Below are 26,530 nucleotides of genomic sequence, written 5' to 3' on the forward strand. Positions count from 1 at the left end.
GCGTGATCACTCCTGCGGCTCGGCCAGCGCGTCGCCGGCCCGGGTCCGCGTGTACAGCACGCGGTGGCCCAGGCGGTGCCCGGTGACCAGGCCGCAGGCGCGCAGCACGCCCAGGTGCTGGCTGACCGCGCCCGCGGTGACGCCGAGCCGCCGCGCCAGCTCGGTGGTGGAGGCGGGGGTGCCGAGCGCGGCGAGCAGCCGCGCGCGGGTCCGGCCGACCAGCGCGGCCAGGGCGTCCGGCGGCGCGGCGGGCCGGGTCTCCCACAGCGTGGCGATCCCCTGGGCGGGATAGCCGATCATCGGCTGGTAGGGCGGCACCATCACCGACGCGCGGGGCCAGACGAACACGCTGGGCACCAGCAGCAGCCCGCGCCCGCCGAGCGGGCCGCGAAAGTCCCACCAGCGGTCGATCCGCAGCGTCCCGGCCTCCCACCGGACGGTCGGGTGCAGGCCGGCGAAGACCCCCTCGGCCCCCTGCTCGGCGAGCGCGCGGGCGCGGCGCAGCACGTCGCCCTCCAGCAGGTCGCGGACCGCCTCCCAGTGCGGTTCCAGGGCGGCGGCCCAGTACCGCTCCAGCTGGTCGGCGACGCGTTCCAGGGTGCGTCCGGGCTCGGCGACCAGGGCCCTGCGCTCCGGGGCGACCGGGCCCCACCGCGTCCAGCCGATCTCGCGGGCGACGACCTCCGGCGGCGTCGCCCGGACGGTCTCCAGCTCGGCGGCGAAGTCGGGCAGCGGGGTCGTCGGCGGCGGCGTCAGGAAGTCGGGGATGTAGCCGCCGGCCGGGACCAGCGCGCGCAGCAGCCCGATGTCGAGCCCGCGCAGCCGGGGCCGCACCCGGTGGACCCACGGCAGGTGCAGCGCGAACCGGGCCGGGTCGTCCAGGACCCGCAGCGTGTGGACCAGCTCCCACAGCGGCGAGAACGCGAACCGGACCCGCGCCACGTCCTGCGGCGCGCACTCGAACTCGATCATTTAGCCCAGGCTAAATCACTTCCGCGGCCGGTGCCCCGCCCCGAGGATCTCGTCCATGACCATCCCCGAACCCGCCGTCCTCCCGGCGCCGCCCGGCCGCATGCCCGCCTTCCTGCACACCCGCGTCGGCGGGTTCCCCCGGTCGTTCTGGGCCCTGTGGGCGGGGACTCTCGTCAACCGCACCGGCGCGATGGTCGAGCCGTTCCTCGCGCTGTTCCTCACCACCATGCGCGGGCTGTCGATCACGCAGGCGGGCCTGGTGGTGACGGTCCTCGGGATCGGGTCGCTGGGCGCGCAGGTGATCGGCGGGACGCTGGCCGACCGGATCGGGCGCCGCACCACGATGACGCTGGCCACGTTCGCGACCGGCGGGGCGATGCTGGCGCTCGGCCACGCCCGCGGCCTGCCGATGATCATGGCGGCGGCGCTGCTGCTCGGCCTGACCATGGACATGTACCGGCCCGCGTCCGCCGCGGCGGTCGCCGACATCATCGACCCCGCCGACCGGCCCCGCGCGTTCGCGATGCTGTTCTGGGCGGTCAACCTCGGCTGGGCGGTCGCGATGGTGTTCGGCGGGATGCTCGCCGAGCAGGGCTTCCTCTGGCTGTTCTGGATCAACGCGGCCACCTGCGTGCTGTTCGGCGCGCTGGTGTGGCGGGCGGTCCCCGAGTCCCGGCCCGAGCCCGGCGCGGACGACGGCGCCCCGCGGGGCGGGTTCGGCGAGGTGCTGCGCGACCGGGTGATGGTCGCCTACACGCTGCTGTTCCTGGCGTACGTGTTCACGCTGATGCAGGGCATGACGACCATGCCGCTGGCGATGCGGGAGCTGGGCCTCGGCCCGCGGGACTACGGCCTGGCGATCGCCATGAACGGCGTGCTGATCGTGCTGGTGCAGCCGCTGGTCGGCCCCTGGCTGGCGCGCTTCGACCGCGGTCCGGTGCTGGCCGCGGGGTTCGCGCTGGTCGGCGTCGGCTACGCGGCGACCGCGCTGGCCACCACGGTGTGGGGGTTCGTCGGCACGATCCTGCTGTGGACCGTCGGGGAGATCATCGCCTCGGTGTCCGGGCAGGCGATCGTCGCCGACCTGGCCCGGCCGCACCTGCGCGGCCGCTACAACGCGCTGTGGGGCGTGGCGTGGTCCGGCGGCTTCCTGCTGGCCCCGCTGGGCGGCACCCAGCTGCTCGGGTTCGGCCGGGAGGTCCTCTGGCTCACCTGCGGCGGGATCGGGGTCGCGGCGGCGGCGGGCGTGCTGGCGCTGTCCCCCGCGCTGCGCCGCCGTGCCACACCCCCCTTCTCGTCAAAGTGACGAAACCAGGGGCGATCACCTAGGCTGGGGCCGTGGCACAGCTCCGGATCGCACTCGCGCAGGTGAACCCGACCGTCGGCGACCTCGACGGCAACGCCGACCTCATCGTGGAGTGGAGCAGGCGCGCCGCCGACGCGGGCGCACACCTGGTCGCCTTCCCCGAGATGACGCTGACCGGCTACCCCGTGGAGGACCTGGCGCTGCGCTCGTCGTTCGTCCAGGCCTCCCAGCGCGCCCTGGAGAAGCTCGCGCGGCGCCTGGCCGACGCGGGCCTCGGCGACCTGCCCGTGGTGGTGGGCTACCTGGACCGCCGCTCCGTCAGCCTGGTCCGCGCGGGCCAGCCCGCCGGGTCCCCGCTGGACGCGGCGGCCTGGCTGCACGGCGGCGAGGTGCTGGTCCGCTCGGCCAAGCACCACCTGCCCAACTACGGCGTCTTCGACGAGTACCGGATCTTCGTGCGCGGCGACCGGCTCCCGGTGGTCCGCGTCCACGGCGTGGACGTCGCCACCGTCGTCTGCGAGGACCTGTGGCAGGACGGCGGCCCGGTCGGCGTCACCGCCGCGGCGGGCGCCGGGCTGCTGCTCGCCCTCAACGCCTCCCCCTACGAGCGCGACAAGGACGACGTCCGGCTGGAGCTGTGCGCCCGGCGCGCCCGCGAGGCGGGCTGCGCCCTGGCCTACGTCAACATGGTCGGCGGCCAGGACGAGCTGGTCTTCGACGGCGACTCGGTGATCGTGGCCGCGGACGGGACGCCGCTGGCCCGCGCCCCGCAGTTCGTCGAGCACCTGCTGGTGGCCGACCTGGCGCTGCCCGCCGCCGACCCGGCGCGCGAGCCGGGCCGCACCCCGGTGGACGCCCTGGACGGCACCACCATCACCGTCGAGCGGCACGTCCTGACGCCCGACCCGGTCCCGGCCTACGACGTCCTGCCCCAGGAGGCCGCCGAGCCGCTGGACGGCCTGGCCGAGGTGTACGGCGCGCTGGTCACCGGCACCCGCGACTACGTCCGCAAGAACGGCTTCCGCTCGGTGATCCTCGGCCTGTCCGGCGGCATCGACTCGGCGCTGGTCACCACGATCGCCTGCGACGCCATCGGCCCGGAGAACGTCCACGTGGTCCTGCTGCCGAGCCGCTACTCCACCGACCACTCGGTCTCCGACGCCGAGGAGCTGGTCAAGCGCCAGGGCGTCGCCTCCCGGCTGGTCCCGATCCGGGGGATGGTGGACGCGTTCGAGGCCGAGCTGGAGCTCACCGGCCTGGCCGCCGAGAACCTCCAGGCCCGCGTCCGCGCCAACGTCTGGATGGGCCTGTCCAACCAGGAGGGCCACCTGGTCCTCACCGGCGGCAACAAGAGCGAGCTGGCGACCGGCTACTCCACCCTGTACGGCGACTCGGCGGGCGGCTTCGCCCCCATCAAGGACCTGGTCAAGACGATGGTGTGGGCGCTGGCCCGGTGGCGCAACGCCGCGGTCGGCCGGGACCTGCCGTTCCTGCACCCCTTCGAGGCCGAGCCGATCCCCGAGGCGATCATCGTCAAGGAGCCGTCGGCCGAGCTGCGCCCCGACCAGAAGGACCGCGACACCCTGCCGCCCTACGACGTGCTGGACCCGCTGCTGGTGGACTACGTCGAGCGGGACATGGGCCGCGACGCCCTGGTCGCCGCGGGCCACGACCCGGCGCTGGTGGAACGCGTGATCCGCCTGACCGACCTGGCCGAGTACAAGCGCCGCCAGTACCCGCCGGGCCCGAAGGTGACGCCGAAGAACTTCGGCCGCGACCGCCGTGTGCCGATCACCAACCGCTGGCGCGAGACCACCTGACCCGCTCCCGGCGGGTCACTCCCGGTGGTGGTTCTCGCCCGGCCAGGCCGGAACGGGCTCGGCCGGGTCGGGGTCCACCCCCGGGATCAGCTGCTCGCACCACACCACCTTGCCCTCGGGGGTGCGGCGCGTGCCCCAGCGGTGCGCGACCTGGCTGACGACCAGCAGGCCCCGGCCGTTCTCGTCGTCGTCGGCGGCGTGGCGCAGCCGCGGCAGCGCCGCCGAGCCGTCCAGCACCTCGCAGGTGAGGGTGCGTTCGCGCAGCAGGCGCAGGCGGATCGGTCCGGTCGCGTAGCGCAGCGCGTTGGTGATGAGCTCCGAGGCCAGCAGCTCGGTCTGGTAGGTCAGCGACTCCAGGCCCCACTCGTCGAGCCTGGTGCGGACCAGGCCCCGGGCGCGGCGCACGGCCGCCGGGTCGGCGGGCAGCGTCCAGGACGCGACGTGCTCCTCGGGCAGCCGGCGCAGCCGGGAGATCAGCACGGCGATGTCGTCGCGGTGCTGGTCGGCGTACACCCCGGCCAGGGTCGCCTTGGCCAGGTCCTCCATCGGCCGGGTCGCGGTGTCGGAGCCGAACACCCCGCGCAGCCGGGCCAGGCCGTCGTCGATGTCGCGGCCCCGGTTCTCCACCAGGCCGTCGGTGTAGATGACGAAGACGCTGCCGTCCTCGACGGTGAACTCGCGGCTCTCGATGGCCGCGCCGCCCGACACGCCGAGCGGCGGCGCGGGCGGGATCTCCAGGTACTCGTTGGAGCCGTCGGGCGCGACCAGCAGCGGCGGCAGGTGCCCGGCCGACGCGATCTCCAGCGCCCCGGTGGTCGCGTCGTACACGGCGTACACGCAGGTGGCGAAGTGCGGTTCCTGCTCGCCCAGCTCGATCATCAGCTCGTGCATGACGTGCAGCGCGTCGGCGGGCGGCAGCTCCAGGTTGGCGAGGGTGTGCAGCGCGGTCCGCAGCCGTCCCATCGTGACGGCGGCGCGCACCCCGTGCCCGGCGACGTCGCCCACGATCAGCGCGACGCGCGCGCCGGGCAGCGCGATCGACTCGTACCAGTCGCCGCCGACCTCGACCAGCTTGCTGCCGGGCAGGTAGCGGTGCCGCACCTCCACCGGGGTCGGCGCGGACAGCCGGTTGGGCAGCAGGCTGCGCTGCAGCGCCAGCGCGGTGGCGCGCTCGCGGCTGAAGCGGCGCGCGTTGTCGATGACGATCGCCGCGCGGGTGGCGAACTCCATGCCGATCTCGACGTCGTAGGCGTCGAACCGGCGGAACCCCGGAACGCGCGTGCAGGCGATGAAGCCGAGCAGCGTGTCGCGGGCGATCAGCGGCAGCAGCACCATCGACACGTCGGTGAGCAGCCCGGCGACCGGGTTGCGCCGCCACTTGCGGGCGATGTCCCCGGCCAGGTCGATGTTGACGTGCGGCAGGTGGACGGGCCGCGCGGTGTCCAGGACCTCCCGGTAGGGGGTGCCCTCGGGGAAGACCAGCACCTCGCCCACCGGGAACGTCGCGGTCCACAGCGCGTTGCCGTCGTCGGAGGTGACCGCGATGCGGCGCAGCACCGCCGACCCGGACTCGCCGTGCACCTCGTCGGCGGCGACCAGGCTCTCCAGCACCAGCACCGACGCGGTGGTGCAGTAGTGCGGGACGATGACCTCGACGAGGCCGCGCGCGGTCTGGTCCAGGTCCAGCGACGCGCCGAACCGGGTCAGCGGGTCGTCCATCAGCGCCCGCCGCATCAGCGCCGGGTCCTGGTAACGCTCGCTGGGCGGCAGCGCCACCCGCACGTACAGCAGCCCCGCCAGCGCGGTCGCGGCGGAGGCGCCGTCGGCGGAGGCGCCGTCGAGGGTGCCCTCGACCGGGCCGACCAGCGGCTGGGCGGTCACCACGGCGTCGGCGCCGCCGCCGTCGCCGCGCCGCACCGTCAGCATCACGGTGCGCTCCTGGGCGCCCGCCAGGGCCTCCAGGAGGTTCTCCAGGTCGGCCTTGGCGTCGTCGTCGACCAGGTCGGCGGCGGGCCGCCCGATCAGGTCGTGCGGCTCCCGGCCCAGCACCGCCGCCGCGTTGGGCCCGCACTGCGCGACGCGGCGGGCGCGGTCGACGCCGAGGACCAGGGTGCGGGACGGCGAGTCGCCAACGGGCGCATCGCCTCTCGGCGCCATCACGGATCTCACTGACGCGCTCCAGTCAGCCGTCGTCCAACCACTCCCCTGCGCCAGTATGGGGCATGACAGGGCCTCACGGGGAGAAGATCACGCTTACCGCGGAGAAAAGGGTAAGGGGTTCCTTACCCTCCGGGGTGCGCGATGCCCCGGAGCAGGGTGTCCACGGCGCTCTCCACGAAGCCCGGCGCGAGGGCCTCGCGGGGGCCGCGCATCGCGAACGGCCCCACCAGCAACGTCATCACGACCTCCACGTCGAGGTCGGGACGCAGCTCGCCGCGTTCGACGCCCCGGCGCAGCACCCGGCGCATCACCTCGCGGCGCGGCTCGATGACGTCCTGCCGGTACCGGGCGTACAGCTCGGGGTGCTTCTCGGCGCCGCCGAGCACGTTGAAGAAGCACCGGCCGTGCTTGGCGTGGCGCTCGGCGGCGAGGGCCTCGCCCAGCACGAGCAGGTCCTCCCGCGCCGAGCGGCCGGGCGGTTCGGGCAGCGGCCCCTTCAGGGTGGCGAGCGCGCCGACGATCAGCGCCTCCTTGTTGGGCCAGCGCCGGTAGATGGTGGTCTTGCCGACCCCGGCGCGGGCGGCCACGGCCTCGATGGTGACCCCGGCCACGCCCGACTCCTCGGCGAGCAGGTCGATGGTGGCCTCGATGATCGCCTGCTCGGCGCGTTCGCTGCGGGGCCGGCCCGGCGTCCGCCCCGGCGCGCCGTCGCCCATGGTGCTCTCGGTGGTCATCGCGGTTCAGGCTTTCACACTTCGGCGACCTCGCGAGAGGGCGCCTCCGGTCGCACGGCGGGGGCCGGGGGCGGCTCGGCGGCGGCGCGGCCGGGCATCCAGCGCAGCGCCACCATCGCGCCCACGAACGCGATGACGGCCGCCGCCGCGGCGGCGGCGTGCATGCCGTCGAGGAACGCCGCGTTGGCGGGCTCGACCAGGCCGCGGCCGGCCTCCCCGAGCCGGGCGGCGACGGCGTGCGCGCCCTCGATGGACTCGCCGGCCATCCCGCGCACCCCGGCGGGCAGCGCGGCCAGCTCCTCGCGGATCCCGTCGCGGTAGACCGAGGCGACGACCGAGCCGAGCACCGCGACGCCGAGGGCGACGGCGACCTGGCGGGCGGTGTTGTTGACGGCCGAGCCCGAGCCCGCCTTCTCGCGGGGCAGCGCCGACATGATCGACTCGGTGGCCGGGGGCATCACGTTGGCCATGCCCGTGCCCTGCACGAAGAAGATGACCCCGAGCACCCACAGCGGGGTGTCGGCGCCGATGAGCTGGTAGCCGAGCAGCGCGGCCGACACCAGCAGCAGCCCGGTGGCGCTGACGGCCTTGGCCCCGAAGCGGCGGACGATCGCGGCGCTGCGCGGCGAGAACATCAGCTGGGCGGCGGCGAACGGCAGCACCATCGCGCCCGCCTGGAGCGGCGACAGCCCGCGCACCGACTGCATGTAGAAGTTGGCGAAGAAGAACACCCCGGCGGCGGCGAAGAAGCACAGCGCGATCGCCGCCACGGCGGCGGACATGCGCGGGTCGCGGAACAGCCGCACGTCGAACGCCGGGTGCTCGCTGCGCGCCTCGTGCCAGGCGAACGCCGCCAGCACCGCCGCGCCTCCCAGCAGCGGGCCGAGCACGCCGGCCTCCAGCCAGGAGCCGCGCTCGCCGCCCTGGATGATGCCGTAGGACAGCGCGACCAGGCCGACGACCGACAGCAGCACGCCGAGCGGGTCGAGCCCGCCGGGGGCGGTGTTGCGGGAGTCGGGCACCAGGAACACCATCGCGACCAGGCCGACCACGACGACCGGGACGTTGATCAGGAAGACCGAGCCCCACCAGAAGTGCTGGAGGAGCAGGCCGCCGGTGACCGGGCCGATGGCGACGGCCAGGCCGACCGCGCCGGTCCAGATGCCGATGGCGCGGGCGCGCTCGTGCGGCTCGAACACGTTGGTGATGATCGACAGCGTCTGCGGCATGATCGCCGCGCCGCCGAGGCCCATCAGCGCGCGGGCCCAGATGAGCTGCTCGGGGCTCTGCGCGTAGGCCGAGGCCAGCGAGGCGACGCCGAAGACGGCCATGCCGCCCAGCAGCACCCTCTTGCGGCCCAGCCGGTCGCCCAGCACGCCGAAGGTGAACAGCAGGCCGGCGAAGACCAGCGTGTAGGAGTTGATCGACCAGGCGAGCTCGCTCTGGGTCGCGCCGAGGCCCTTGTCGGGGTCGGCGATGGTCTTGAGGGCGACGTTGAGGATGGTGTTGTCCAGCACCACCACCAGCAGGCTGAACGTCAGCACCCCCAGGACGTACCAGCGTCGGCGCTGGACGGTCTGCGGATCCATGGGGCTCCTCGGGGAGAGCCGGAGGCTCAATCGATACGGGGACGTTTCGTAATGACCCGACGAGCGTACGCCCCGGAGAATCGATACGCAACAGTATCGTTTCGAAACGTGGGAGGAATCCGGGGGCTACCGCAAACGTTGGGACAGTGGGATCATCGGTCCCGTCCGGGTACGCCACCGTGGCGCCTCGAGACTGCTGGAGGTACAACCGTGTCTGTAGCGACGTCCACGTCCGCCCAGTCGTCCGCCCCGTCGACCGCTCTGTACGGCGGCCAGGGCACCCGACGGGTGACCGTCCGGGACATCGCCGCCGCCAAGCGGCGCGGCGAGAAGTGGCCCATGCTGACCGCCTACGACGCCATGACCGCGCGCGTCTTCGACGAGGCGGGGATCCCCGTGCTGCTGGTCGGCGACTCCGCCGCCATGGTCGTCTACGGCTACGACTCGACGATCCCCGTCACCGTCGACGACCTCATCCCGCTCACCGCCGCCGTCGTACGCGGGTCCCGGCGGGCGATGGTCGTGGCCGACCTGCCGTTCGGCTCCTACCAGACCGGCGTCCCCGAGGCGCTGGCCACCGCCAGCCGGTTCCTGAAGGAGACCGGCGCGCACGCCGTCAAGCTGGAGGGCGGCCGCCGCGTGCTGCCGCAGGCCGAGGCGATGGTCGCCGCCGGGATCCCGGTGATGGGCCACCTCGGGCTCACGCCCCAGTCGGTGAACGTGTTCGGCGGCTACCGCGTCCAGGGGCGCGGCGAGTCGGGCGAGGAGCTGATGGCCGACGCCAAGGCGCTGGAGGCGGCCGGGGCGTTCGCCGTCGTGCTGGAGTGCGTCCCCGAAGAGCTGGCCGAGCGGGTGACCACCTCGCTGTCGATCCCCACCATCGGCATCGGCGCGGGCGGCTCCACCGACGCCCAGGTCCTGGTCTGGCAGGACATGGCCGGGCTGACCGAGCACACCGCCAGGTTCGTCAAGAAGTTCGCCGACCTGCGGACCCTCCTCGGCGACGCCGCCCGCGAGTTCGGGCGCGAGGTCGTCGGCGGCGCGTTCCCGGGCCCCGAGCACGCCTACCACTGATCATCTGACGCGGACGGCCGCGTCCCCGCGCTCCGGGGGCGCGGCCGTCCGCGCGTCCGCACGGTCAGGCGGCGCCGGTCAGGGCCGGTTCGGTGGAGATCTCCGCGCGCAGCGTCTCCACGGCGGCCTTCAGCACGTCGGGACCGGCGACGTTCATCAGCAGCAGGCCGAGGTTGAGGGCCTTCTGCCCGTCGGTCATGTCGCTGCCCGCCAGGGCGTCCACGGCGGTGCGCAGCGCGGCCTGGTCCTCGGCCGACACGTTCTGCAGCAGGCCCAGGCAGTAGGTGGGCAGGGCCAGCTGCGCCTTGGCGAACGAGATGCCCTGCATGATGTCCCCGGCCTCGTTGGCGCGGGTCTTGGCCTGCATCCGGTCCACGCCCCGGTCGGCCGCCGCCAGCAGCGAGGTCAGCAGCGTGCTCGGCCCGACCGCCACGTCCTCGTCCCCGACCCGCACCGTGAACACGGCACTGCGGAACACCATCATCGACCCGAGGCTGGCCACCAGGACCTGGGTGGCGCCGACCACCTCGGGCGACTTCACCCCGAACCGCCAGTCGAAGGTATGGAGCAGCAGCAGCGAGCCCGCCCCGGCCGCGCCGTTGATGAGCACGTAGACCCAGGTGCTGGGCACCCGCACCAGCGTGGTCGGGCGGTCCCGGTAGCGGCTGACCAGCTCGGCGATCCCGACCAGGCAGCTCAGCGAGACCGCGATGACGTATCCGATCACCCGGCGCGGTCACCGCCGGTCAGCCGGACCACCTCGTCGACCTCGCGTTCGACGGTGACCAGGCCGCGTTCGCGCAGGTCCGCCACCGCTCCGGCGATCTCCAGCGACCCGAGGCCGGTGTCCTGCCGCAGCTCCTCCACGGTGCGCGGGCCGCGGGCGGCGCGCAGCCGCTCCAGCACGCGGCGGGCGGCGTCGGAGGGGTCGGGCCCGGCGGCGCGGGCCGGTGGCCGGGAGATCCCCGAACGCGTCTCCCGCCGCAGGTCCTCGGCGGCGACGGCGTGCCCGGGGGCGAGGAACGTGCTCCATGGATCGGCCGAGCGGATCTGTCTCATCTTCACCTGCCCTGTCCCGAACCGATCATAGGACGCGACAGGTCCGTTCCGCCGGAACGGCCGCACAAACCACCGCAGGGGGCGGTACGTCCGGCCGGTCGCGCGCATCCCTCCACGACAGCATCCGGACGCGCCGCCGTCACCCCTCCGGCGCGGCCGGTTCCGCGTCCCGGGGCGGGGTGGACCGGACGACGATCAGCCGGTCGCCGGGGGCCAGCGCCGAGCAGGCCGCGTGGTCGTAGGGCAGGGTCACCCCGTCGCGGACCACCGCCACGGCGGGCTGACCCACGGCCGTGACCGGCCTGCCGACCTCCTCCGGCCGCACCTCCCGCTCGGTCAGGTCCAGGCCGCTGCCCTGCTCCAGCAGGTCCTCCAGGACGGCGCTGACGTGCGGGTGGCTGGCGGACATGCCCAGCAGCCGCCCGGCCGCCTCGGAGGAGGTGATGACGTTGTCGGCGCCGCTCTGCCGCAGCAGCGGGACGTTCTCCGCCTCGCGGACCGCCGCCTGGATCACCGCGGTCGGGTTCAGCTGGCGGGCGGTGAGGGTGATCAGCACGGCGGTGTCGTCGCGGGCGCTGGCCACCACGACCTGCCGGGCCCGCCGCACGCCCGCCCGGCCCAGCACGTCGCTGCGGGTGGCGTCCCCGAGCACCCCGACGAACCCGGCCTCGGCGGCGTCGGCCACCATGCGCGGATCGGGATCGACCACCACGATCGAGGCCCGGTCCACCCCGGTGCCGAGCAGGGTCTTGATGGCGCTGCGGCCCTTGGTGCCGTAGCCGGCCACCACGATGTGATCGTGCACCCGGGACCTCCAGCGGGCGACGCGCCAGTCCTCGCGGGTGCGCTCGGCCAGCACCTCAAGGGTGGTGCCGACCAGCACGATCAGGAAGAGCACCCGGACCGGCGTGATGAAGACGATGTTGATGAGGCGGGCGGCGGGCGACACCGGCGTGATGTCGCCGTACCCGGTCGTGGAGACGGTGACGGTGGCGTAGTAGAAGGCGTCCAGCAGCGACACCTTCCCGTCATGGGAGTCGCGGTAGCCGTCGGCGTCCAGGGCGACCACGAGGACCACCAGGAACAGCAGCGCCGTCGCGACGGCGACGCGCTTGGCGACGGCGCGCAGCGGACGGGTCGTCCGGTGCGGCAGCTGGACGCGGGGACGCCGCGTCACCTCCTCCGTACCCACGTCGGGTAACGGTACCCAACGCGGGCGCGGAAGATCGGCGGGGGTGGATCAGACGTCGGTCACGCGCAGGCCCGCGTGCGCCTTGTAGCGGCGGTTGATGGAGATCAGGTTGGCGGTGAACGCCTCCACCTGGTGGGCGTTGTGCAGGCGTCCGCCGTAGATCCCGCGCATGCCGGAGATCCGCCCGGCGAGGGCCTGCACCAGGTCGGTGGCCTCCCGGTCGTTCCCCAGCACCAGCACGTCCAGGTCCATCGACTCCACCGACGGGTCCAGCAGCAGCTTGGCCGACACGTGGTGGAACGCGGCGACCACGCGGCTGTCGGTCAGCACGGCGGCGGCCTGCTCGGCGGCGCTGCCCTCCTCGACCGGCAGCGCGAACGCGCCCTTGCCCTTCTCGAAGCCCAGCGGGTTCACGCAGTCCACGACGATCTTGCCCGCCAGCTCCGAGCGCAACGACTCCAGAGTGGGCCTGTGGCCCTCCCACGGCACCGCGATGATCACAACGTCGGCCGCGGTGGCGGCGGCCGGGTTCTCCGCCCCGCGCACCGGCAGGTCGGCGACCACCGAGCGCAGGTCGTCGGCGGCCTCCTGGGCGCGGTCGGCCTTCCGGGACCCGATGATCACCTCGTGGCCGGCCATGGCGAACCGCAGCGCCAGCCCCTTGCCCTGGTCACCGGTGCCGCCCAGGATCCCGATCGTCAGGCCGGAGGCGTCGGGAAGGTCGTGCGGGCTCTTCTGCTCAGTCATGCCTGCGAGTCTGCCAGGTCCGGGACGAACCCCCCGGATCCGGGCCCCGGTTGCCCCGGCGCGCTCCGCCACCCCGCCGTTTCTCGGCGAAACCGCCTGCCCCGCGCGGCCGGTGGGGCACCATGAGTCGGGTGGACGCCGAGCAGGTGACGATGTTGCGCGAGGTGCTGTCGACCACCGGGTGGCTGGAACGCACCGGGGAACTCGGCCGCGCCCTGCGCGCGGGGGCCCGTACCCCGGGGGGCCTGCTGCTGGTGGGCACGCCCGCCGACGAGCCGTGGCACATGGCCGCCCACCTGGACGACGAGAGCCGGCTGGCGGGACTGCCCGGCCTGTCCCCCACCCTGGTGCGCTGGTCGCCGCCGCCGGACGCGCCCGCGCACCTGCGGATCGGCCTGGACCGGCTGGAGGAGGCCCGGCGCGGCGAGACGCTGCTGGTGGTCGCCGAGGACGACGCCCCCGACCCGCTGCTGGAACGCGTCGACGACGCCCGCCGCACCGGCGCGGTCATCCTGGCGCTGGAGGGCGGCGACCGGGAGCTGCGCGGCCTGGCCCACGAGGCGCTGACGGTGCCGCCGGGCGACCCGCTGGTCACCTTCGACGGCGCGCAGCACCTGGTGAGCGCCGCCGCCGGCCAGGAGCCGTTCACCCCCCGCCGCCGCGAGCGCGGGCTGCGCGGACGCCTGGCCCGCCTGCTGGAGACCGTCAGCGGCCCCGTGGTCGACTAGCTGTGTTTCAAAAGCCCTGGCCTACGGCGCTCGCCCGGGGGGCTCGCGCCTCACCAGGTCTTGGCGAGCGCGGCATCGCTTCGCGATCTGACCCGCGGGCCCTCGCCTTCGGCGTCGGACCCGCAGGTCAGGTCACGCGCTCGCGTGCGTGGCTGAGGCCCACCTTGAAACAGGCCCTGGGCGTAGGGGTCGACTGCGCCGTGGTCGGCTAGGGCTGCGTCACCAGGTCGCGCGATTTTCTGAGCGCCGGGGGGAGGGCGCCGTCCTGGTTGGTCAGGATGACCACCGTGTGCCCCGTGGCCGGGTACATGTCGAGCTGGCACCAGTAGCCCATCGTGCCGCCGTTGTGCCCGACGACGTCGACGCCGTTCACCCGGTCGAGGCTGAAGCCGTAGCCGTACCTGGCGCCCGGCGGCCCCGGCCGGTCGACCTTGCCCTCCAGGACGGTCGCGGTGAGCCCGGGGTCGAGCAGCCGGTGGCCCAGCAGCGCCCGGGAGAACGCCAGCACGTCCGCGACCGTGGAGATGGCACCGCCGCCCGGCGTCGCGGACGAGGTCCGGTCGCCCACGTCGCGCAGCTCGCCCTCGGGAAGGGTGCCGTCGGGCCGGGGCATCCCCACCCACCTGCCGTTCGCGTCGAGCAGGGCGTAGGGGTGGGCCATGTGCGGCACCTTCGACGGCGTGTACACGCGGAAGGCGGTGTGGCGCATCCGCGCGGGCGCGAGGATGCGCCCGCGCACGTGGCGGGCGTAGTCCCCGCCGCTGACGCGCTCGATGATCGCCCCGAGGACGATGTACCCGGCGTTGCTGTAAACCATGGGACCGCCCGGCTCGGCCTTCGGTGGCTGCTTGACGATCTCCTTCATCAGCTCGTCGATGGTGAGCGGCCGCCTGCCGTCGACGAGCGGCACGTCCCCCAGGCCCGAGGTGTGGGTGAGCAGGTGATGGACGGTGACCCGGTCGGCGATCTCGCGCGGGAAGCCGGAGAGGTGGGCGCCGATCGTGTCCTGGAAGGACAGCCGTCCCGCGGCGACGAGCTGCGCGGTCGCCACGCCCGTCATCATCTTGTTCATCGAGCCGATGCTGAACCCGGTCCTCGCCGTGTTGGGCTCGCTCCTCGCGCGGTCGGCCATTCCGTAGCCCTTCGCGAGCAGGGTCCGGCCGCCCTTCGCCACCAGCACCGCGCCGGAGAACCTTCCGGCCGCCGCGAGTTCTTCGAGATGGTCGTCGTATGCCTTCCATTTATCCGGAACGTCTGCGAAAATTCGGGGCCGGGCGATCGCCGGCTCGGCGGAAACGAGCGCGGCCAGGGCGATTCCACCGAGAAATGTCCTCCGCTGAATGGTCACGGAGATGCCTCCTTCGTGCTGGCGTCGAAAAGGACCGTACGCGAGCGCGGAGGCCGGGCCCAACTGATCAACGAACGAGTCAATCGGTAGGAGCGGGCACCATGGGCATGCGGGTCCGGATGGACGCGGCGGATCTCGGCGCGGTCGCCTTCGGCGGTTCGGCGGCCCACGAGATGCTGCGCAGCCTGCACGTCCTCGGCACGGTGAAAGACCATCCCCTGCACATCTCCTGGTCCCTGGAAATGCGCGAGCGCATCGACGCCGAACTGCGGAAGGAAATCGACGCGTTCGCCTTCTGGCTGCGGAACCGGCCGCTGGGGTTCCCCCGGATATGGGAGGAGAGCGGAGTATGGTCGTGGCCCGACCAGGCGGCGGCGTTCCGGAAGGCGCCGGTGGAGCATTACGCCGAACAGTTGATCGCGGGCGCGCTGGAAGAGAACGGGCGCGCTTTTCATGTGCGGCTGGAGGATTTCCTCCGCGACCCCGCCCTACGGGAACGGGCGGAAAAGCGGGTCGCGTCGCTGCACCCCGCGTCGCTGCCGGTTCTCGGTGAGCTCGCCGCCGACCCCGAACGCTCCCGCGAGCGGTTCGCCGGGCTGCTGTCGTCCTACTGGGACGCGTGCCTCGCCCCGGACTGGCCGAGCCTGGAGAGGCACCTGCTCGCCGACATCGTCCGGCGCGGCCGGGCGGGGGCGCGGCACGGCGTGGCCGCCACGCTGGAGGGGCTCGCCCCGCGGCTGCGCGTCGAACGCCACGGCCACGAGGTGGTCCTGTCCTCTCCCCCGCGCCGCGGCGGCGCCCCCGCGCTCGACCTCGCGCTGGCGGAGGGCGACCGGCTCCTGCTCGTGCCCTCCCACTTCACCTGGCCGCAGGTCGTCGCCGCGGGGCACCGCGAACGGCGGGCGGGCCGCACCCGGCAGACCGTGCGGATCACCTACGCGCTGGCCGAGCTGGAACGGCAGGCGCGCCCGCCGTCACCGCCCGAGGACCTGCTCGGGCTCCTGCGTTCGGCGGCGGACCCCACCCGGCTCCAGGTCCTGGGCCTGCTGGCGGCGCGGCCGCGCTCGACCCGCGAGATCGCCGGGCTGGTCGGCCTCACCGAGGCCGCCGTCTCCCGGCACCTGAAGGTGCTGGCGGAGGCCGGGTGGGTCAGCGCGGAACGGCACAGCTACTACGTCTACTACCACCTGGTCCGCGACGCCCGCGGCAGGCTCACCGACGCTCTGGGCGACATCCTCGCCTGACCGGGTTCAGGGCCGCGACGGGCCGAGGAGGCGTTCCATGCGAGCGCGTCCGGCCGCCAGCAGGGCCGGCAGCGGCGCGGCGCCGGGGTGCCAGGCGGCCTCGTACTCCCAGCACAGCCAGCCGTCGTAGCCGTGCGCGCCCAGGACGCGGCCGACCTCGTCCAGGGGCAGCGTCCCGGCGCCGAGCGCGACCGGGGTCCCGGCCGGGTCGGCGTCCTTGACCTGCACGTAGGCCAGGCGGTCGGCGAGGGCGGCGTGGGTGCGTTCGGGGGTCTCGCCCGCCCGGTGGCCGTGCAGGACGTCCCACAGCGCCCGCGCGCCGGGCACGCCGTCCAGCAGCCGCGCCAGGTCCCGTCCGGCGCGGTGGGAGTCGTGGGTCTCCACCGCGACCGCGACGCCCCGGGCCCGCGCGGCGCCCGCCACGGCGGTCAGGCGGGCGGCGGCGCGGCGTTCGGCGTCGGGGTCGGCGGGGTCGGCGCCGGGGAACACCCGCACGTGCGCCGCGCCGAGGTCGGCGGCCAGGTCGAGGTGGGCGCGCAGCGCGTCGACCACCGGGCCGTCCGGGCCGGGCGCGGCGACCCGGACGTAGGAGGCCGCGCACAGCGGGACGACGCCCGCGCCGTCGAGGGCGGCGGCCACCGCCCGGCGACCGGCGGACGTCAGCCCGGTGTGGACGGGCCCGTCCTCGGCGCAGCGCAGTTCGAGACCGGCGTAACCGGTCCGGACGGCCAGGTCCAGCACCTCGGGCAGGGGCATGCCGGGGACGCCGAGCGTGGAGAACGCCGCCCGCGTCACCGCGCCTCCCCCGGCCGGTCGCGGATCTCGACGCGGCGGTCCGGGACGGGGTCGGCGGGCTCGTCGAGCTCCAGCACGACGATCTCGTTGCGGCCCGGGGCGAGCAGCGGCCACGGCAGGTACAGGGCGCGCTGCGGCCCGGCGGCCTCCCAGTAGCGGCCCAGGCAGAACCCGTTCACCCACACGTAGCCCTTGCCCCAGCCGGGCAGCGCGACGAAGGCGTCGGCGGGTGCGGCGACCTCCAGCCAGGCGCGGTGGAACGCCGGTCCCGCGCTCCGGCGCGCGCGGCCCCAGGGGACGCGGGCGATGTCGTCCAGCGGCACCGAGGCGGTGCGCCAGCCGTGGACGTACTGGCGCTCGTGCAGGACACCGCCGGTGATGCCCTTGCGCTCGCCGAGCAGCGGCCCGTAGTTGATCCGTCCCATGGCCTCCACGACCAGGGTGACCTCGGCGCCGCCGCCCGGCACGGCGACCGGCGCGCCGGTGCGGCCGTCGCGTTCCAGGACGGCGCGCGGCTCGCCGTCCACCAGCAGGTGGGCGCGGTCGCGCAGGCCGCGCACCGACAGCGGGAGCTCCGGGCGCGGGCCCGGCAGCGTCGCCCGGTACACCGCCAGCCCGTACGCCTGCCCCAGCTCCTCGAACGTGGGCGGCACGGCCGTCTCCGCCGTGCGGGCGGTCAGTTCCGGCAGGCAGTCCAGCAGCCGGACGGTGTCGGCCACCGGCAGGCTCGCCGGGGGCAGGGTCGGCGCGGGCGGCGGGGGCTCGGGCGGCGGCGCGGCGGCGTGGCGGGACAGGATCTCGCGGAACGCCCGGTACTTGGCGGTGGGCGCGCCGCGTTCGTCGAGCGGGGCGTCGTAGTCGTAGGAGGTGGTCTGCGGCCGGTAGACGCCGTCGTGCAGGTCGCCGTCCGCGTTGGCGCCCGCGTGGAAGCCGAAGCTGGTGCCGCCGTGCGCCATGTAGACGTTCACCGATGCGCCCGCCGCGAGGACCTCCGCCAGCGCGGCCGCCGCGTCCGCGGCGGGCCGGGTCACCGCCGGCCTCCCCCACTGCCCGAACCAGCCGCACCAGAACTCCATGCAGAACAGCGGGTCGTCCGGGCGGTGGCGGCGCAGGGCCGCGAACTCCCCGGCCGCGCCGCTGCCGAAGTTGGCGGTGGCGGGGACGCCGGGCACGTTCCCGCCGGTCAGCATCAGGTCGGTGCCGCCGTCGGAGGTGAACAGCGGCACGTCCACGCCCCGCGCGCGCAGGCCGTCGCGCAGGTGCGCCAGGTAGGCGCGGTCGCTGCCGTAGGAGCCGTACTCGTTCTCCACCTGCATCATGATCACGTTGCCGCCGCGGGTGGCCAGGTGCGGGACCAGCCGGGGGATCAGCACATCGAACCAGCGGTCCACCGCGTCCAGGTAGCGGCGGTCCATGCAGCGCAGCGGGATCTCGCCGTCGGCCCGGAGCCAGGCGGGCAGGCCGCCGTTGTCCCACTCGGCGCAGATGTAGGGGCCGGGCCGCACGATGGCGCGCAGGCCCGCGTCGGCGGCGGCGCGCAGGAAGCCCTCCACGTCGGTCAGGCCGGTGAAGACGTACTCGCCGGGCCGGGGCTCGTGCAGGTTCCACGGCACGTAGGTCTCGACGGTGTCCAGCCCCATCGCGCGCAACGCCGCCAGCCGCTGCGGCCACTGCGGGGGGAGCGTGCGGAAGTAGTGCATGGCCCCCGACAGCACGCGCGTTCCCCGCGCACTCACGGCATCGGCTGCGGCATCGGGTGGGGTGTTGGAGGTGGGGGTGGGCATTGGGGCTCCGGGGGTCGGGCGTTGGAAGCGTGGAACGCGGCGCCACCGTACGGAGCGGAAAGCGATCACGTCAAGAGTGGTTTGATCGTTCGATCATAAACGTTCAATTACGAACAGGAACGCTAGACTTCCGGAACAGCACGGTCCGGCGCCGCCCCGGTGGCGCCGCCGTCCCGTCCCCCCGTTGACCAGAAGGAGCCCCGGTGCTCGCCGACCACCGGCACAACGCCATCCTCGAAGAACTCCGCCGCCACGGGTCGATCCGCGTCAGCGACGTGGCCGACCGGCTCGGCGTCTCGGCCGTGACCGTCCGCCGTGACATCGAGCAGCTGGCCGCGCAGGGGCTGGTCACGCGGGTGCACGGCGGGGCCACGCTCCCGGAGGCCGCCGGGTCCGAGGGACTCGCGGGACCGGCGCCCGACCTGGTGCTCGGCCTGGTGGTCCCGTCGGCGGGCTACTACTTCCCCGAGATCATCCAGGGGGCGCGGACGGCCGCGGCGGCGCTGGGCGCCCGGCTCACCCTCGGCATCTCCGGCTACGCGGCCGGGCAGGACCGCGAGCAGGCCGAACGGCTGGCGGCCGCGGGCGCGGCCGGGCTGCTGGTCACCTCCAACGAGGCCCCCGGCGACTCGCCCGCGACCCTGGAGTGGCTGGCCGCGCTGCGGGTGCCCGCCGTGCTGGTGGAACGCGAGAGCGCGCGCGGCTGCGTCCCGCTGGAGCACGTCCGCTCCGACCACGCCCAGGGCGCCTACCAGGCCGTCCGGCACCTGGCGGGGCTGGGCCGCGAGCGGCTCGGCCTGGTGCTGCGCACCACCCCCACCGAGCCCTGGCTGCGCGCGGGCCACGACGCCGCCCTCGCCGACCTGGGCCTGGCGGCGGGCCCGGCGTTCACGCTGCCCACCCAGGCCCCCGACGTCGCCGCCCCCACCACCGAGGACCAGGTGGAGCGGATCGTGGCGGCGGTGCGCCGGGGCGAGCTGGACGGGGCGCTGGTGCACACCGACCAGGACGCGATCCTGCTGGTCCAGCGGTTGCGGGCGGCCGGGCTGGACGTCCCGGGCGACCTGGCGATCGTGGCCTACGACGACGAGGTCGCGGGGCTGGCCGACGTTCCGCTCACCGCCGTGGCCCCGCCCAAGCGCGCCGTGGGCGCGGCGGCGGTGGAGACGCTGGTGCGGCGGCTGCGCGACCCGCGGCGTCCGCCGCACCGGCTGAGCCTGGTGCCCGAGCTGCGGGTGCGCTCCTCCTGCGGCGCCGCGGAGCGGTGAACGAACGCTCAGCCCACCTCATCGATCATGCCGAGATCCTTTCGTTGCTGATCGAAATGTTCGTTCGCTCTTGACTGTGAACGAACAGACATCAAAGATGTCCAGCATTTCCCCCGTGTCCCCCTCACGTTCAGGAGCTGGACGATCATGATGCGCATGTCCCGGCGGACGCCCCGCCGTCCGGCCGCCGCCCTCGCCGCCTCTCTGACGGCGCTCGCCCTGGCCGCCACCGCCTGCGGCGGTTCGGGCGGGGACGCCGGAGGCGACGGCGGTCCGGTCACCCTCACCTACTGGTCCTGGCTGAAGGGCCAGAAGGAGGCCGTGGAGCTGTTCAACCGGACCCACAAGGACGTCCAGGTCAGGTTCGAGGAGATCCCCGCCGGGGCCAACGGGGGCTACGACAAGATCAGCAACGCGGTGAAGGCGGGCAACGCCCCCGACGTCGCGACCGTCGAGTACGCGATGCTCCCGGCGTTCGTCACCCAGGGCGTCCTGAAGGACCTGCCCTCCGCCGGGGCCTCGACCGTCAAGGGCCGGTACCCCGCCTCGGTCGGCGAGCTGGTGACGTTCGGCGGCAAGACCTGGGCGATGCCCCGCGACATCGGCACGATGGTCTACTTCTACCGCAGGGACCTGTTCGACAAGCACGGGCTGGCGGTGCCCAGGACCTGGGACGACTACAAGGCCGCCGCCGAGAAGGTGAGGAAGGCCGACTCCAAGGCCCGCCTCGGCTCGTTCCTCACCGACGACCCGGTGCTGCTGGCCGGGCTGTCCTGGCAGGCCGGGGCCAGGTGGTTCGGCACCCAGGGCGACAGCTGGAAGGTCGCCATCGACTCGCCCGAGTCCCGGAAGGTCGCCGACTACTGGCAGGGGCTGGTCGACAAGGACCTGGTGAAGGCGCAGAGCGCCACCGACCCGCTCACCCAGAGCATGCAGAAGGGCGAGGTCCTCAGCGTCATCAGCGGCGCCTGGAACGCGGGCGTGCTGAAGACCCTCGTCCCCGGACAGTCCGGCAAGTGGGCCGTCGCGCCGCTGCCCAGCTGGAACGGCAGGCCGACCTCCGCCGGGTACGGCGGCGCGGGCGCGGCGCTCACCAAGGGCACCACCAAGGCCGACAAGGCCACCCAGTTCATCACCTGGCTGAACAACTCCGCCGACGGCATCAGGGCGCAGCTGTCCAGCGGCACCAGCAGCGCCCTGCCCGCCTCCCCCGACCTGGTCCCGGTCGCGGCCAAGACGTTCGACACCGCCTTCTACGGCGGCCAGGACATCTACAAGGTCGCCGGGGACGCGCTGGGGACGATGCCGACGGGCTGGGCGTGGGGCCCGGCCATGGCCGCCACCAACACCGAGCTCAAGACCGGCATCAACGCCTTCACCAGCGGTTCGGCCAAGCTCGCCGACGCCCTCACCGCCGCGCAGGGCAAGACCGTCGCGGAGCTGAAGGGCCGCGGGCTGTCGGTCACCTCCTGACCGCCGCCCCGCCGACCCGCCGACCCGCCTTCCCGCGCGGCCCGCCGGGCCTCCCCCGGCGGGCCGCGCGCTCTCCGTCCCTCGATCACTGGAGCACGCATGGCCCAGACCTCGCCGCGCCGGCGGCGCGGCGCGCCGATCCTGTTCCTCGGCCCGTTCCTCGTCCTGTTCGCCGCGTTCACGCTGGCGCCCCTCGGCTACGCCGCCTGGCTGAGCCTGTTCACCGAGCGCGGTTCCGGACTGGGCTTCGGCGGCGCCGAGACGGTCTTCGCCGGACTGGGCAACTACGCCAGGGCCCTGCGCGACGACGCGTTCGTCGACGGCTTCGCGCACATCGTCGCCTACTGCCTGGTCTACATCCCCGTGATGATCGGGGCCGCGCTGCTGCTGGCGCTGCTGCTGGACTCGGCGTACGCGCGGGCCCGCCGGGCGGTGCTGCTCGGGCTGTTCCTGCCGCACGCGGTGCCCGGCATCATCGCCGCGATCGTGTGGGTGTTCCTCTACACGCCGGGCCTCAGCCCGGTGGTGGACCTGCTGCGCGCGGGCGGGATCGGGTGGGACTTCCTGTCGGCCGACCGCATGCTCGTCTCGGTGGTCAACATCGCCGCCTGGCAGTGGACCGGCTACAACGTCGTGATCTTCTTCGCGGCGCTCCAGGCGGTGCCGCGCGACGTGCTGGAGGCCGCCACCATCGACGGCGCCGGGGCCGCGCGGACCGCCTGGAGCGTCAAGCTGCCGCTGATCCGGCCCGCCGTGCTCACCGCCGCGCTGTTCACCACGATCGGGGCGCTGCAACTGTTCACCGAGCCGCAGGTGCTGTTCCGGGCGGGCGCGGGCATCGAGGCCGCCTGGAGCCCCGCCATGTACGCCTACAACGCCGCCGCCGGGCAGGACCACGGCCTGGCCGCGGCGTCCTCGCTGCTGCTGGCGGCGTTCGCCGGCCTGCTGTCGTTCCTGGTCACCCGTCTCAGCGCCCGCCGGAGGACCGCATGAGCGCCCCCGTCCTGACGAAGGCCCCGGCCCCGCCCGCGCGCCGCCCCGCGCCCGCGCCGCGCCGCCGCCCCGCCCTGATGGCCCCCACCGTGGTCAACGCGGTGCTGGTGGTGGGCCTGGCGTACATGCTGCTGCCGCTGACCTGGCTGGTGATCGCCGCCACCAAGGACCGCCGCGACCTGTTCGGCACCGGCGGCTTCGAGCTCGCCCGGTTCGACCTGTGGGACAACCTCGTCCGCCTGTTCACCGAGAACGGCGGCGTCTACGGCCGCTGGCTGCTCAACAGCGTCCTGTACGCGGGCGGCGGCGCCCTGGTCGGCGCGCTGGTCTGCGTGGCGGCCGGGTTCGCGTTCGACAAGTACCGTTTCCGGGGCAAGGAGCGGCTGTACGGGCTGGTGCTGCTGGGCGTGCTGGTGCCCGCCACCGCGACGGCGCTGCCGACCTACCTGCTCGCCTCCGAGGTGGGGCTGGTCAACTCGTTCTGGGGTGTGTTCCTACCGATGCTGGTCAACCCGTTCGGGGTGTACCTGGCGCGGGTGTTCAGCGCCTCCTACGTGCCGGACGAGGTGCTGGAGGCGACCCGGATCGACGGGGCGTCCGAGCCGGTCGCGTTCTGGCGGGTGGCGCTGCCGATGCTGCGCCCCGCGTTCGTCACGATCTTCCTGTTCCAGTTCACGGCGGCCTGGAACAACTTCCTGCTGCCGCTGCTGATGCTGTCCGACGACCGGCTCTACCCGGTCAGCCTGGGCCTCTACATGTGGAACGCCTCCTCCCGCGCCACCCAGCCCGAGCTGTACCCGCTGGTGGTCACCGGGTCGCTGGTGGCGGTGGTGCCGCTGGTGCTGGCGTTCGTGCTGCTCCAGCGGCACTGGAGATCGGGCCTGACCGCCGGAGCCGTGAAGTGAGGGAACCCATGACCGAACCCGGCCGCCGCCCCCGCGCGGTGCTGGCGATGGACCCGGGAGTGCTCCCGGCGCTGTTCGACCCGGCGGCGCTGGCCCGGCTGGAACGGCTCGCCGAGGTGGACCCCGCCCTGGTGGTCGACGACTTCGCCGCCCCGGCCGCCGCCGGGCCGCTGGCGGCGGCCGAGGTGCTGGTGACCTGCTGGGGCTGCCCTCCGCTGGACGCCGCCGCGCTGGCGGCCATGCCGGGGCTGCGGGCCGTGGTGCACGCCGCCGGATCGGTGAAGCACCACGTCACCGACGCCTGTTGGGAACGGGGCGTCGCCGTGTCGTCGGCCGCCACCGCCAACGCGCTGCCGGTCGCCGAGTACACCGTCGCCGCGATCCTGTTCGCGGGCAAGCGCGTCCTGGACATCGCCCGGCACTACGCCGCCGACCGGACCCGCCGCGACTGGGCGGCCCTGTACCCCGGCCTCGGCAACTACCGGCGGGTCGTGGGCGTCGTCGGCGCCTCCCGGATCGGCCGCCGCGTCCTGAAGCTGCTGCGCCCGTTCGACCTGGACCTCCTCGTCCACGACCCCTATCTGGACGCGGCCGGGGCGCACGCACTGGGCGCCCGTCCCGTCGGGCTGGAGGAGCTGCTGTCGGCCAGTGACGTGGTGACCCTGCACGCCCCCGAGCTGCCCGAGACCCGTCACCTGCTGGACCGGCGGCGGCTGGCGCTGCTGCGCGACGGCGCCACCGTGGTCAACACCGCGCGGGGGTCGCTGGTCGACACCGCCGCGCTGGAACGGGAGCTGGCCGCCGGACGGCTGCACGCGGTGATCGACGTGACCGACCCCGAGCCGCTGCCGCCCGACTCGCCGCTGTTCACGCTCCCCAACGTCCTGCTGACCCCGCACATCGCCGGGTCGCTCGGCGGGGAGCTGCCGCGCATGGCGCACGCGGCGCTGGACGAGCTGGAACGCTACGCCGCCGGGCTGCCGTTCGCGCACGCCGTCCACGCGGAGGCGCTGTCCCGGTCGGCCTGACCGGACCGGCCCGACCGGGAGGGGGGACGGGAGCGGGCCGTCCCCCCGCCGCCGGGGCCGCCCGGTCCCGGTTCAGTCCTCTTCGTCCTGGCGCGCCCACGCCTCGTTGCGCTCACGGGCCAGTTGCAGGGCGTTGGCGGCCTCGCCCTCGGTCCGGTAGGGGCCCATCCGATCCTTGTTCGGGCAGCCCGCGCCGTGCTCCACCTTCATGTGCTTGAGGCAGAACCACCAGTCGCCGTCGCCGTCCTTCATCCGCGTCCTCCGATCGATCTTGTCCCCCGTGCCGGATTACTGCCCCGTCGTGGCTGACTACACTCAAGCACTATGACGACCCACCTACTCCAGCCCGGCCGTGTCTCGCCCATGCGGAAGGTCCCCTCGCACATCCCGCGACCGGAGTACGTGGGAAAGAAGCGGCCGAAGACCGGTGAGGCCGACGTCAAGACGCCCGAGACCATCGAGCGGATGCGGGTCGCGGGCAGGATCGCCGCGCAGGCCCTGGAAGAGGTCGGCAAGCACATCCGGCCGGGGATCACCACCGACGAGCTGGACGTGATCGGGCACGAGTTCCTGCTCGACCACGACGCCTACCCCTCCACCCTCGGCTACCGGGGCTACCCCAAGTCGCTGTGCACCTCGATCAACGAGGTGATCTGCCACGGCATCCCCGACGACACGGTGCTGCGCGACGGCGACATCATCAACATCGACATCACCGCCTTCATCGACGGCGTGCACGGCGACACCGACGCCACGTTCCTGGTGGGGGACGTGGACGAGGAGTCGCGGCTGCTGGTGGAGCGCACCCGCGAGGCGATGACGCGCGGCATCAGGGCGGTCGCGCCGGGCCGCGCCATCAACGTGATCGGCCGGGTCATCGAGTCCTACGCCAAGCGGTTCGGCTACGGCGTGGTGCGCGACTTCACCGGGCACGGCATCGGCACCACGTTCCACTCGGGGCTGGTGGTGCCGCACTACGACGACCCGACGGCCACCACCATCATGCAGCCGGGGATGACGTTCACGATCGAGCCGATGCTGACGCTCGGCACCCACGACTACGACATGTGGCCCGACGGCTGGACCGTGGTGACCAAGGACCGCAGGCGGACCGCGCAGTTCGAGCACACGATCCTGGTGACCGAGAACGGCCACGAGATCCTGACCCTGCCCTAGGTCACGCGACCGGGCCCGCGCACGATCCCTGACCGCGACCAGGGAGGTCACGCGATGAACGCTCCAGTGCCGAACGGCCCGCCCCGGGTGCCCTCCGACAGCATGCCGCCGGGCCGGGCGGCGCTGAGCGTGACGTGGGCCGCGCTGCCCGTGCTGACGCTGGGGTACGGGACGGCGTTCACGTTCGCGGCGGCGGCGCTGTGGCGGCGCAGCCTGCACCTGCTGCTGGCGTCGCTGGCCTACATCGGCCTGTTCGTGACGCTGCTGCGGGTGCAGGGCGACGGCCCCGAGCGGCTCGCCGGGGTGCTGATCTTCGCGTTGGCGGTGGTGGGCAGCGCGCACGCGTTCCTGATCCGCTCGCGGGTGTTCGACCCCGACGGGCTGTCGGGCATCGGCAACGAGCAGGTCGTGGAACGCGTGCGGCGGCAGCGGCTGCTGCGGGAGAAGGCGCGGGAGCTGGCCGCGCGGGACCCCGGCCTCGCCCGGGAGCTGCGCATCGGCCGCCCCGACCTGCCCCGCGAGTACCAGGACGGCGGCCTGGTCGACGTCAACCACGCCCCGGCCGGGGTGCTGACGCAGCTGCCGGGCGTGACCGGGGAGATGGCCGAGCAGATCGTGAGGGTGCGGGCCGAGACCGGCGGTTTCCTGTCGGCCGAGGAGCTGTCGGCGGTGGCCGGGCTGCCCCCGGACCTGACGCCCGGCATCGCCGACCACGCCGTCTTCATCCGCTGACCCGCCGGCCGGCGGCGGCCCGGCGGGCCGGTCAGTAGGCCACGGTGATGCGGCGGCCCACCGCCTGCGGCTTCTCCAGCTCGTCGACCAGCGCGACCGCGTAGTCCTCGGCGCTGATCCGGCTGTCGCCCGCGGCGTCGGCCAGCAGCCGGTCGCCGCCGGTCCGGAAGGTCCCGGTGCGCTCGCCGGGGGCGATCTCGGCGGCGGGCGAGACGTAGGTCCAGTCCAGGTCCCCGGCCTCGGCGCGGATCACCTGGAGCAGCTCGGCCTGGGCGAGGGACTCGTTCTTGTAGATCGCGGGGAAGTCGGGGGTGTCGACCAGGCGGGTGCCGGGCGCGACCTCCAGGCTCCCCGCGCCGCCGACCACGACCAGCCGCCGCACGCCCGCCTCGCGCAGCCCCTC

At 74.1% G+C, this 26,530-nt stretch carries 25 protein-coding genes; 12 read left to right on the top strand and 13 right to left on the bottom strand.

The annotated features are described in order from the left end of the window. Nucleotides 1-6 precede the first annotated feature (6 nt). The gene (locus tag AKI01S_RS20475) at nt 7-972 is read right to left on the bottom strand and encodes an ArsR/SmtB family transcription factor (protein WP_067820098.1); all 966 of its coding nucleotides are present in this window, start codon (nt 970-972) and stop codon (nt 7-9) included. Nucleotides 973-1,027: 55 nt separating this feature from the next. Here AKI01S_RS20475 and AKI01S_RS20480 point away from each other — a divergent pair, with 55 nt between their 5' ends. Beyond that, nucleotides 1,028-2,278, top strand: coding sequence for an MDR family MFS transporter (locus AKI01S_RS20480; protein WP_218009750.1), 1,251 nt, complete (start codon nt 1,028-1,030; stop codon nt 2,276-2,278). A 32-nt stretch (nt 2,279-2,310) separates the two neighbouring features. After that, the gene (locus AKI01S_RS20485; RefSeq protein WP_067820101.1) at nt 2,311-4,098 is read left to right on the top strand and encodes an NAD+ synthase; all 1,788 of its coding nucleotides are present in this window, start codon (nt 2,311-2,313) and stop codon (nt 4,096-4,098) included. Between the two features lie 15 nt (nt 4,099-4,113). Here AKI01S_RS20485 and AKI01S_RS20490 read toward each other — a convergent pair whose 3' ends face one another. The 3 genes from AKI01S_RS20490 to AKI01S_RS20500 all read right to left on the bottom strand — a co-directional run bounded on the left by AKI01S_RS20490 (nt 4,114) and on the right by AKI01S_RS20500 (nt 8,581). Continuing rightward, nucleotides 4,114-6,255 carry a SpoIIE family protein phosphatase gene (locus AKI01S_RS20490; RefSeq protein ID WP_067820104.1) on the bottom strand — a complete coding sequence of 714 codons (2,142 nt, stop codon included), beginning with the start codon at nt 6,253-6,255 and terminating at the stop codon, nt 4,114-4,116. A 125-nt stretch (nt 6,256-6,380) separates the two neighbouring features. After that, nucleotides 6,381-6,992: a TetR/AcrR family transcriptional regulator gene (locus tag AKI01S_RS20495; RefSeq protein ID WP_067820109.1), complete on the bottom strand. Its 612-nt coding sequence runs from the start codon at nt 6,990-6,992 to the stop codon at nt 6,381-6,383. Between the two features lie 14 nt (nt 6,993-7,006). Beyond that, entirely contained in the window at nt 7,007-8,581 is a 1,575-nt protein-coding gene (locus AKI01S_RS20500) for an MFS transporter (protein WP_067820113.1), read from the bottom strand. A 210-nt stretch (nt 8,582-8,791) separates the two neighbouring features. On the opposite strand from AKI01S_RS20500, the gene panB reads away from it, so the two are divergent. Beyond that, complete coding sequence (gene panB / locus AKI01S_RS20505; protein WP_067820116.1) at nt 8,792-9,655, top strand: 3-methyl-2-oxobutanoate hydroxymethyltransferase; 864 nt, start codon at nt 8,792-8,794, stop codon at nt 9,653-9,655. A gap of 64 nt (nt 9,656-9,719) precedes the next feature. Here the strand turns inward: panB and AKI01S_RS20510 are convergent, their stop codons facing one another. The 4 genes from AKI01S_RS20510 to npdG all read right to left on the bottom strand — a co-directional run bounded on the left by AKI01S_RS20510 (nt 9,720) and on the right by npdG (nt 12,653). Continuing rightward, a complete protein-coding gene (locus tag AKI01S_RS20510) occupies nt 9,720-10,382 on the bottom strand; it encodes a hypothetical protein (protein WP_067820119.1) in 663 nt (220 codons plus the stop codon). Further along, entirely contained in the window at nt 10,379-10,714 is a 336-nt protein-coding gene (locus AKI01S_RS20515; RefSeq protein WP_157419970.1) for a hypothetical protein, read from the bottom strand. The genes AKI01S_RS20510 and AKI01S_RS20515 overlap by 4 nt, the downstream gene beginning before the upstream one ends. A gap of 139 nt (nt 10,715-10,853) precedes the next feature. Continuing rightward, nucleotides 10,854-11,906 (bottom strand): potassium channel family protein, encoded by a 1,053-nt coding sequence (locus AKI01S_RS20520; protein WP_067820125.1) that lies wholly within the window; start codon nt 11,904-11,906, stop codon nt 10,854-10,856. 48 nt (nt 11,907-11,954) lie between these two features. Further along, complete coding sequence (gene npdG, locus AKI01S_RS20525) at nt 11,955-12,653, bottom strand: NADPH-dependent F420 reductase (protein ID WP_067820128.1); 699 nt, start codon at nt 12,651-12,653, stop codon at nt 11,955-11,957. Nucleotides 12,654-12,775: 122 nt separating this feature from the next. Here npdG and AKI01S_RS20530 point away from each other — a divergent pair, with 122 nt between their 5' ends. Further along, on the top strand, nt 12,776-13,381 hold the full coding sequence (locus AKI01S_RS20530; RefSeq protein WP_067820131.1) for a hypothetical protein: 606 nt from the start codon (nt 12,776-12,778) through the stop codon (nt 13,379-13,381). Nucleotides 13,382-13,589: 208 nt separating this feature from the next. On the opposite strand, the gene AKI01S_RS20535 is transcribed toward AKI01S_RS20530, so the two are convergent. Next, nucleotides 13,590-14,729, bottom strand: a complete 1,140-nt coding sequence (locus AKI01S_RS20535; protein ID WP_169813986.1) for a serine hydrolase domain-containing protein — start codon at nt 14,727-14,729, stop codon at nt 13,590-13,592. A gap of 101 nt (nt 14,730-14,830) precedes the next feature. Between AKI01S_RS20535 and AKI01S_RS20540 the strand changes: the two genes are divergently transcribed. Beyond that, a complete protein-coding gene (locus AKI01S_RS20540) occupies nt 14,831-15,973 on the top strand; it encodes an ArsR/SmtB family transcription factor (RefSeq protein ID WP_067820137.1) in 1,143 nt (380 codons plus the stop codon). Between the two features lie 6 nt (nt 15,974-15,979). Here the strand turns inward: AKI01S_RS20540 and AKI01S_RS20545 are convergent, their stop codons facing one another. Both AKI01S_RS20545 and AKI01S_RS20550 read right to left on the bottom strand, forming a co-directional pair. Continuing rightward, nucleotides 15,980-16,768, bottom strand: coding sequence for a sugar phosphate isomerase/epimerase family protein (locus AKI01S_RS20545; protein ID WP_245681706.1), 789 nt, complete (start codon nt 16,766-16,768; stop codon nt 15,980-15,982). Then, entirely contained in the window at nt 16,765-18,483 is a 1,719-nt protein-coding gene (locus AKI01S_RS20550) for a glycoside hydrolase family 35 protein (protein ID WP_245681707.1), read from the bottom strand. Before AKI01S_RS20550 ends, AKI01S_RS20545 begins: the two co-directional genes overlap by 4 nt. A gap of 272 nt (nt 18,484-18,755) precedes the next feature. Between AKI01S_RS20550 and AKI01S_RS20555 the strand changes: the two genes are divergently transcribed. The 5 genes from AKI01S_RS20555 (at nt 18,756) to AKI01S_RS20575 (ending at nt 24,219) form a co-directional block, all read left to right on the top strand. Beyond that, on the top strand, nt 18,756-19,820 hold the full coding sequence (locus tag AKI01S_RS20555; protein WP_067820143.1) for a substrate-binding domain-containing protein: 1,065 nt from the start codon (nt 18,756-18,758) through the stop codon (nt 19,818-19,820). A gap of 156 nt (nt 19,821-19,976) precedes the next feature. After that, on the top strand, nt 19,977-21,293 hold the full coding sequence (locus tag AKI01S_RS20560; RefSeq protein ID WP_083999933.1) for an ABC transporter substrate-binding protein: 1,317 nt from the start codon (nt 19,977-19,979) through the stop codon (nt 21,291-21,293). A gap of 99 nt (nt 21,294-21,392) precedes the next feature. After that, entirely contained in the window at nt 21,393-22,286 is an 894-nt protein-coding gene (locus tag AKI01S_RS20565) for a carbohydrate ABC transporter permease (RefSeq protein ID WP_067820149.1), read from the top strand. Further along, nucleotides 22,283-23,191, top strand: coding sequence for a carbohydrate ABC transporter permease (locus AKI01S_RS20570; protein WP_067820153.1), 909 nt, complete (start codon nt 22,283-22,285; stop codon nt 23,189-23,191). The genes AKI01S_RS20565 and AKI01S_RS20570 overlap by 4 nt, the downstream gene beginning before the upstream one ends. Before the next feature lie 8 nt (nt 23,192-23,199). Further along, nucleotides 23,200-24,219, top strand: a complete 1,020-nt coding sequence (locus AKI01S_RS20575) for a hydroxyacid dehydrogenase (RefSeq protein ID WP_067820156.1) — start codon at nt 23,200-23,202, stop codon at nt 24,217-24,219. 72 nt (nt 24,220-24,291) lie between these two features. Here the strand turns inward: AKI01S_RS20575 and AKI01S_RS20580 are convergent, their stop codons facing one another. After that, on the bottom strand, nt 24,292-24,471 hold the full coding sequence (locus AKI01S_RS20580; protein WP_067820159.1) for a hypothetical protein: 180 nt from the start codon (nt 24,469-24,471) through the stop codon (nt 24,292-24,294). Nucleotides 24,472-24,543: 72 nt separating this feature from the next. Here AKI01S_RS20580 and map point away from each other — a divergent pair, with 72 nt between their 5' ends. After that, a complete protein-coding gene (map, locus tag AKI01S_RS20585; RefSeq protein ID WP_067820162.1) occupies nt 24,544-25,395 on the top strand; it encodes a type I methionyl aminopeptidase in 852 nt (283 codons plus the stop codon). A gap of 54 nt (nt 25,396-25,449) precedes the next feature. Next, complete coding sequence (locus tag AKI01S_RS20590) at nt 25,450-26,127, top strand: ComEA family DNA-binding protein (RefSeq protein ID WP_067820166.1); 678 nt, start codon at nt 25,450-25,452, stop codon at nt 26,125-26,127. Between the two features lie 31 nt (nt 26,128-26,158). On the opposite strand, the gene AKI01S_RS20595 is transcribed toward AKI01S_RS20590, so the two are convergent. Next, a partial coding sequence (locus AKI01S_RS20595) for an NAD(P)-dependent oxidoreductase (protein ID WP_157419971.1) occupies nt 26,159-26,530 on the bottom strand: 372 nt, incomplete at its 5' end.

The organism is Actinomadura kijaniata NBRC 14229, from assembly GCF_001552175.1.
Classification (GTDB): domain Bacteria; phylum Actinomycetota; class Actinomycetes; order Streptosporangiales; family Streptosporangiaceae; genus Spirillospora; species Spirillospora kijaniata.

Bases quoted from the DNA above. Each gene is read 5' to 3' on its own strand.
- AKI01S_RS20500 (WP_067820113.1), bottom strand. From the start codon at position 8,581: ATGGATCCGCAGACCGTCCAGCGCCGACGCTGGTACGTCCTGGGGGTG.
- AKI01S_RS20495 (WP_067820109.1), bottom strand. From the start codon at position 6,992: ATGACCACCGAGAGCACCATGGGCGACGGCGCGCCGGGGCGGACGCCG.
- AKI01S_RS20575 (WP_067820156.1), top strand. From the start codon at position 23,200: ATGACCGAACCCGGCCGCCGCCCCCGCGCGGTGCTGGCGATGGACCCG.
- AKI01S_RS20560 (WP_083999933.1), top strand. From the start codon at position 19,977: ATGTCCCGGCGGACGCCCCGCCGTCCGGCCGCCGCCCTCGCCGCCTCT.
- AKI01S_RS20570 (WP_067820153.1), top strand. From the start codon at position 22,283: ATGAGCGCCCCCGTCCTGACGAAGGCCCCGGCCCCGCCCGCGCGCCGC.
- AKI01S_RS20530 (WP_067820131.1), top strand. From the start codon at position 12,776: ATGAGTCGGGTGGACGCCGAGCAGGTGACGATGTTGCGCGAGGTGCTG.
- npdG (WP_067820128.1), bottom strand. From the start codon at position 12,653: ATGACTGAGCAGAAGAGCCCGCACGACCTTCCCGACGCCTCCGGCCTG.
- AKI01S_RS20475 (WP_067820098.1), bottom strand. From the start codon at position 972: ATGATCGAGTTCGAGTGCGCGCCGCAGGACGTGGCGCGGGTCCGGTTC.
- map (WP_067820162.1), top strand. From the start codon at position 24,544: ATGACGACCCACCTACTCCAGCCCGGCCGTGTCTCGCCCATGCGGAAG.
- AKI01S_RS20565 (WP_067820149.1), top strand. From the start codon at position 21,393: ATGGCCCAGACCTCGCCGCGCCGGCGGCGCGGCGCGCCGATCCTGTTC.
- AKI01S_RS20580 (WP_067820159.1), bottom strand. From the start codon at position 24,471: ATGAAGGACGGCGACGGCGACTGGTGGTTCTGCCTCAAGCACATGAAG.
- AKI01S_RS20480 (WP_218009750.1), top strand. From the start codon at position 1,028: ATGACCATCCCCGAACCCGCCGTCCTCCCGGCGCCGCCCGGCCGCATG.
- AKI01S_RS20590 (WP_067820166.1), top strand. From the start codon at position 25,450: ATGAACGCTCCAGTGCCGAACGGCCCGCCCCGGGTGCCCTCCGACAGC.
- AKI01S_RS20490 (WP_067820104.1), bottom strand. From the start codon at position 6,255: ATGGCGCCGAGAGGCGATGCGCCCGTTGGCGACTCGCCGTCCCGCACC.
- AKI01S_RS20540 (WP_067820137.1), top strand. From the start codon at position 14,831: ATGGGCATGCGGGTCCGGATGGACGCGGCGGATCTCGGCGCGGTCGCC.
- AKI01S_RS20515 (WP_157419970.1), bottom strand. From the start codon at position 10,714: ATGAGACAGATCCGCTCGGCCGATCCATGGAGCACGTTCCTCGCCCCC.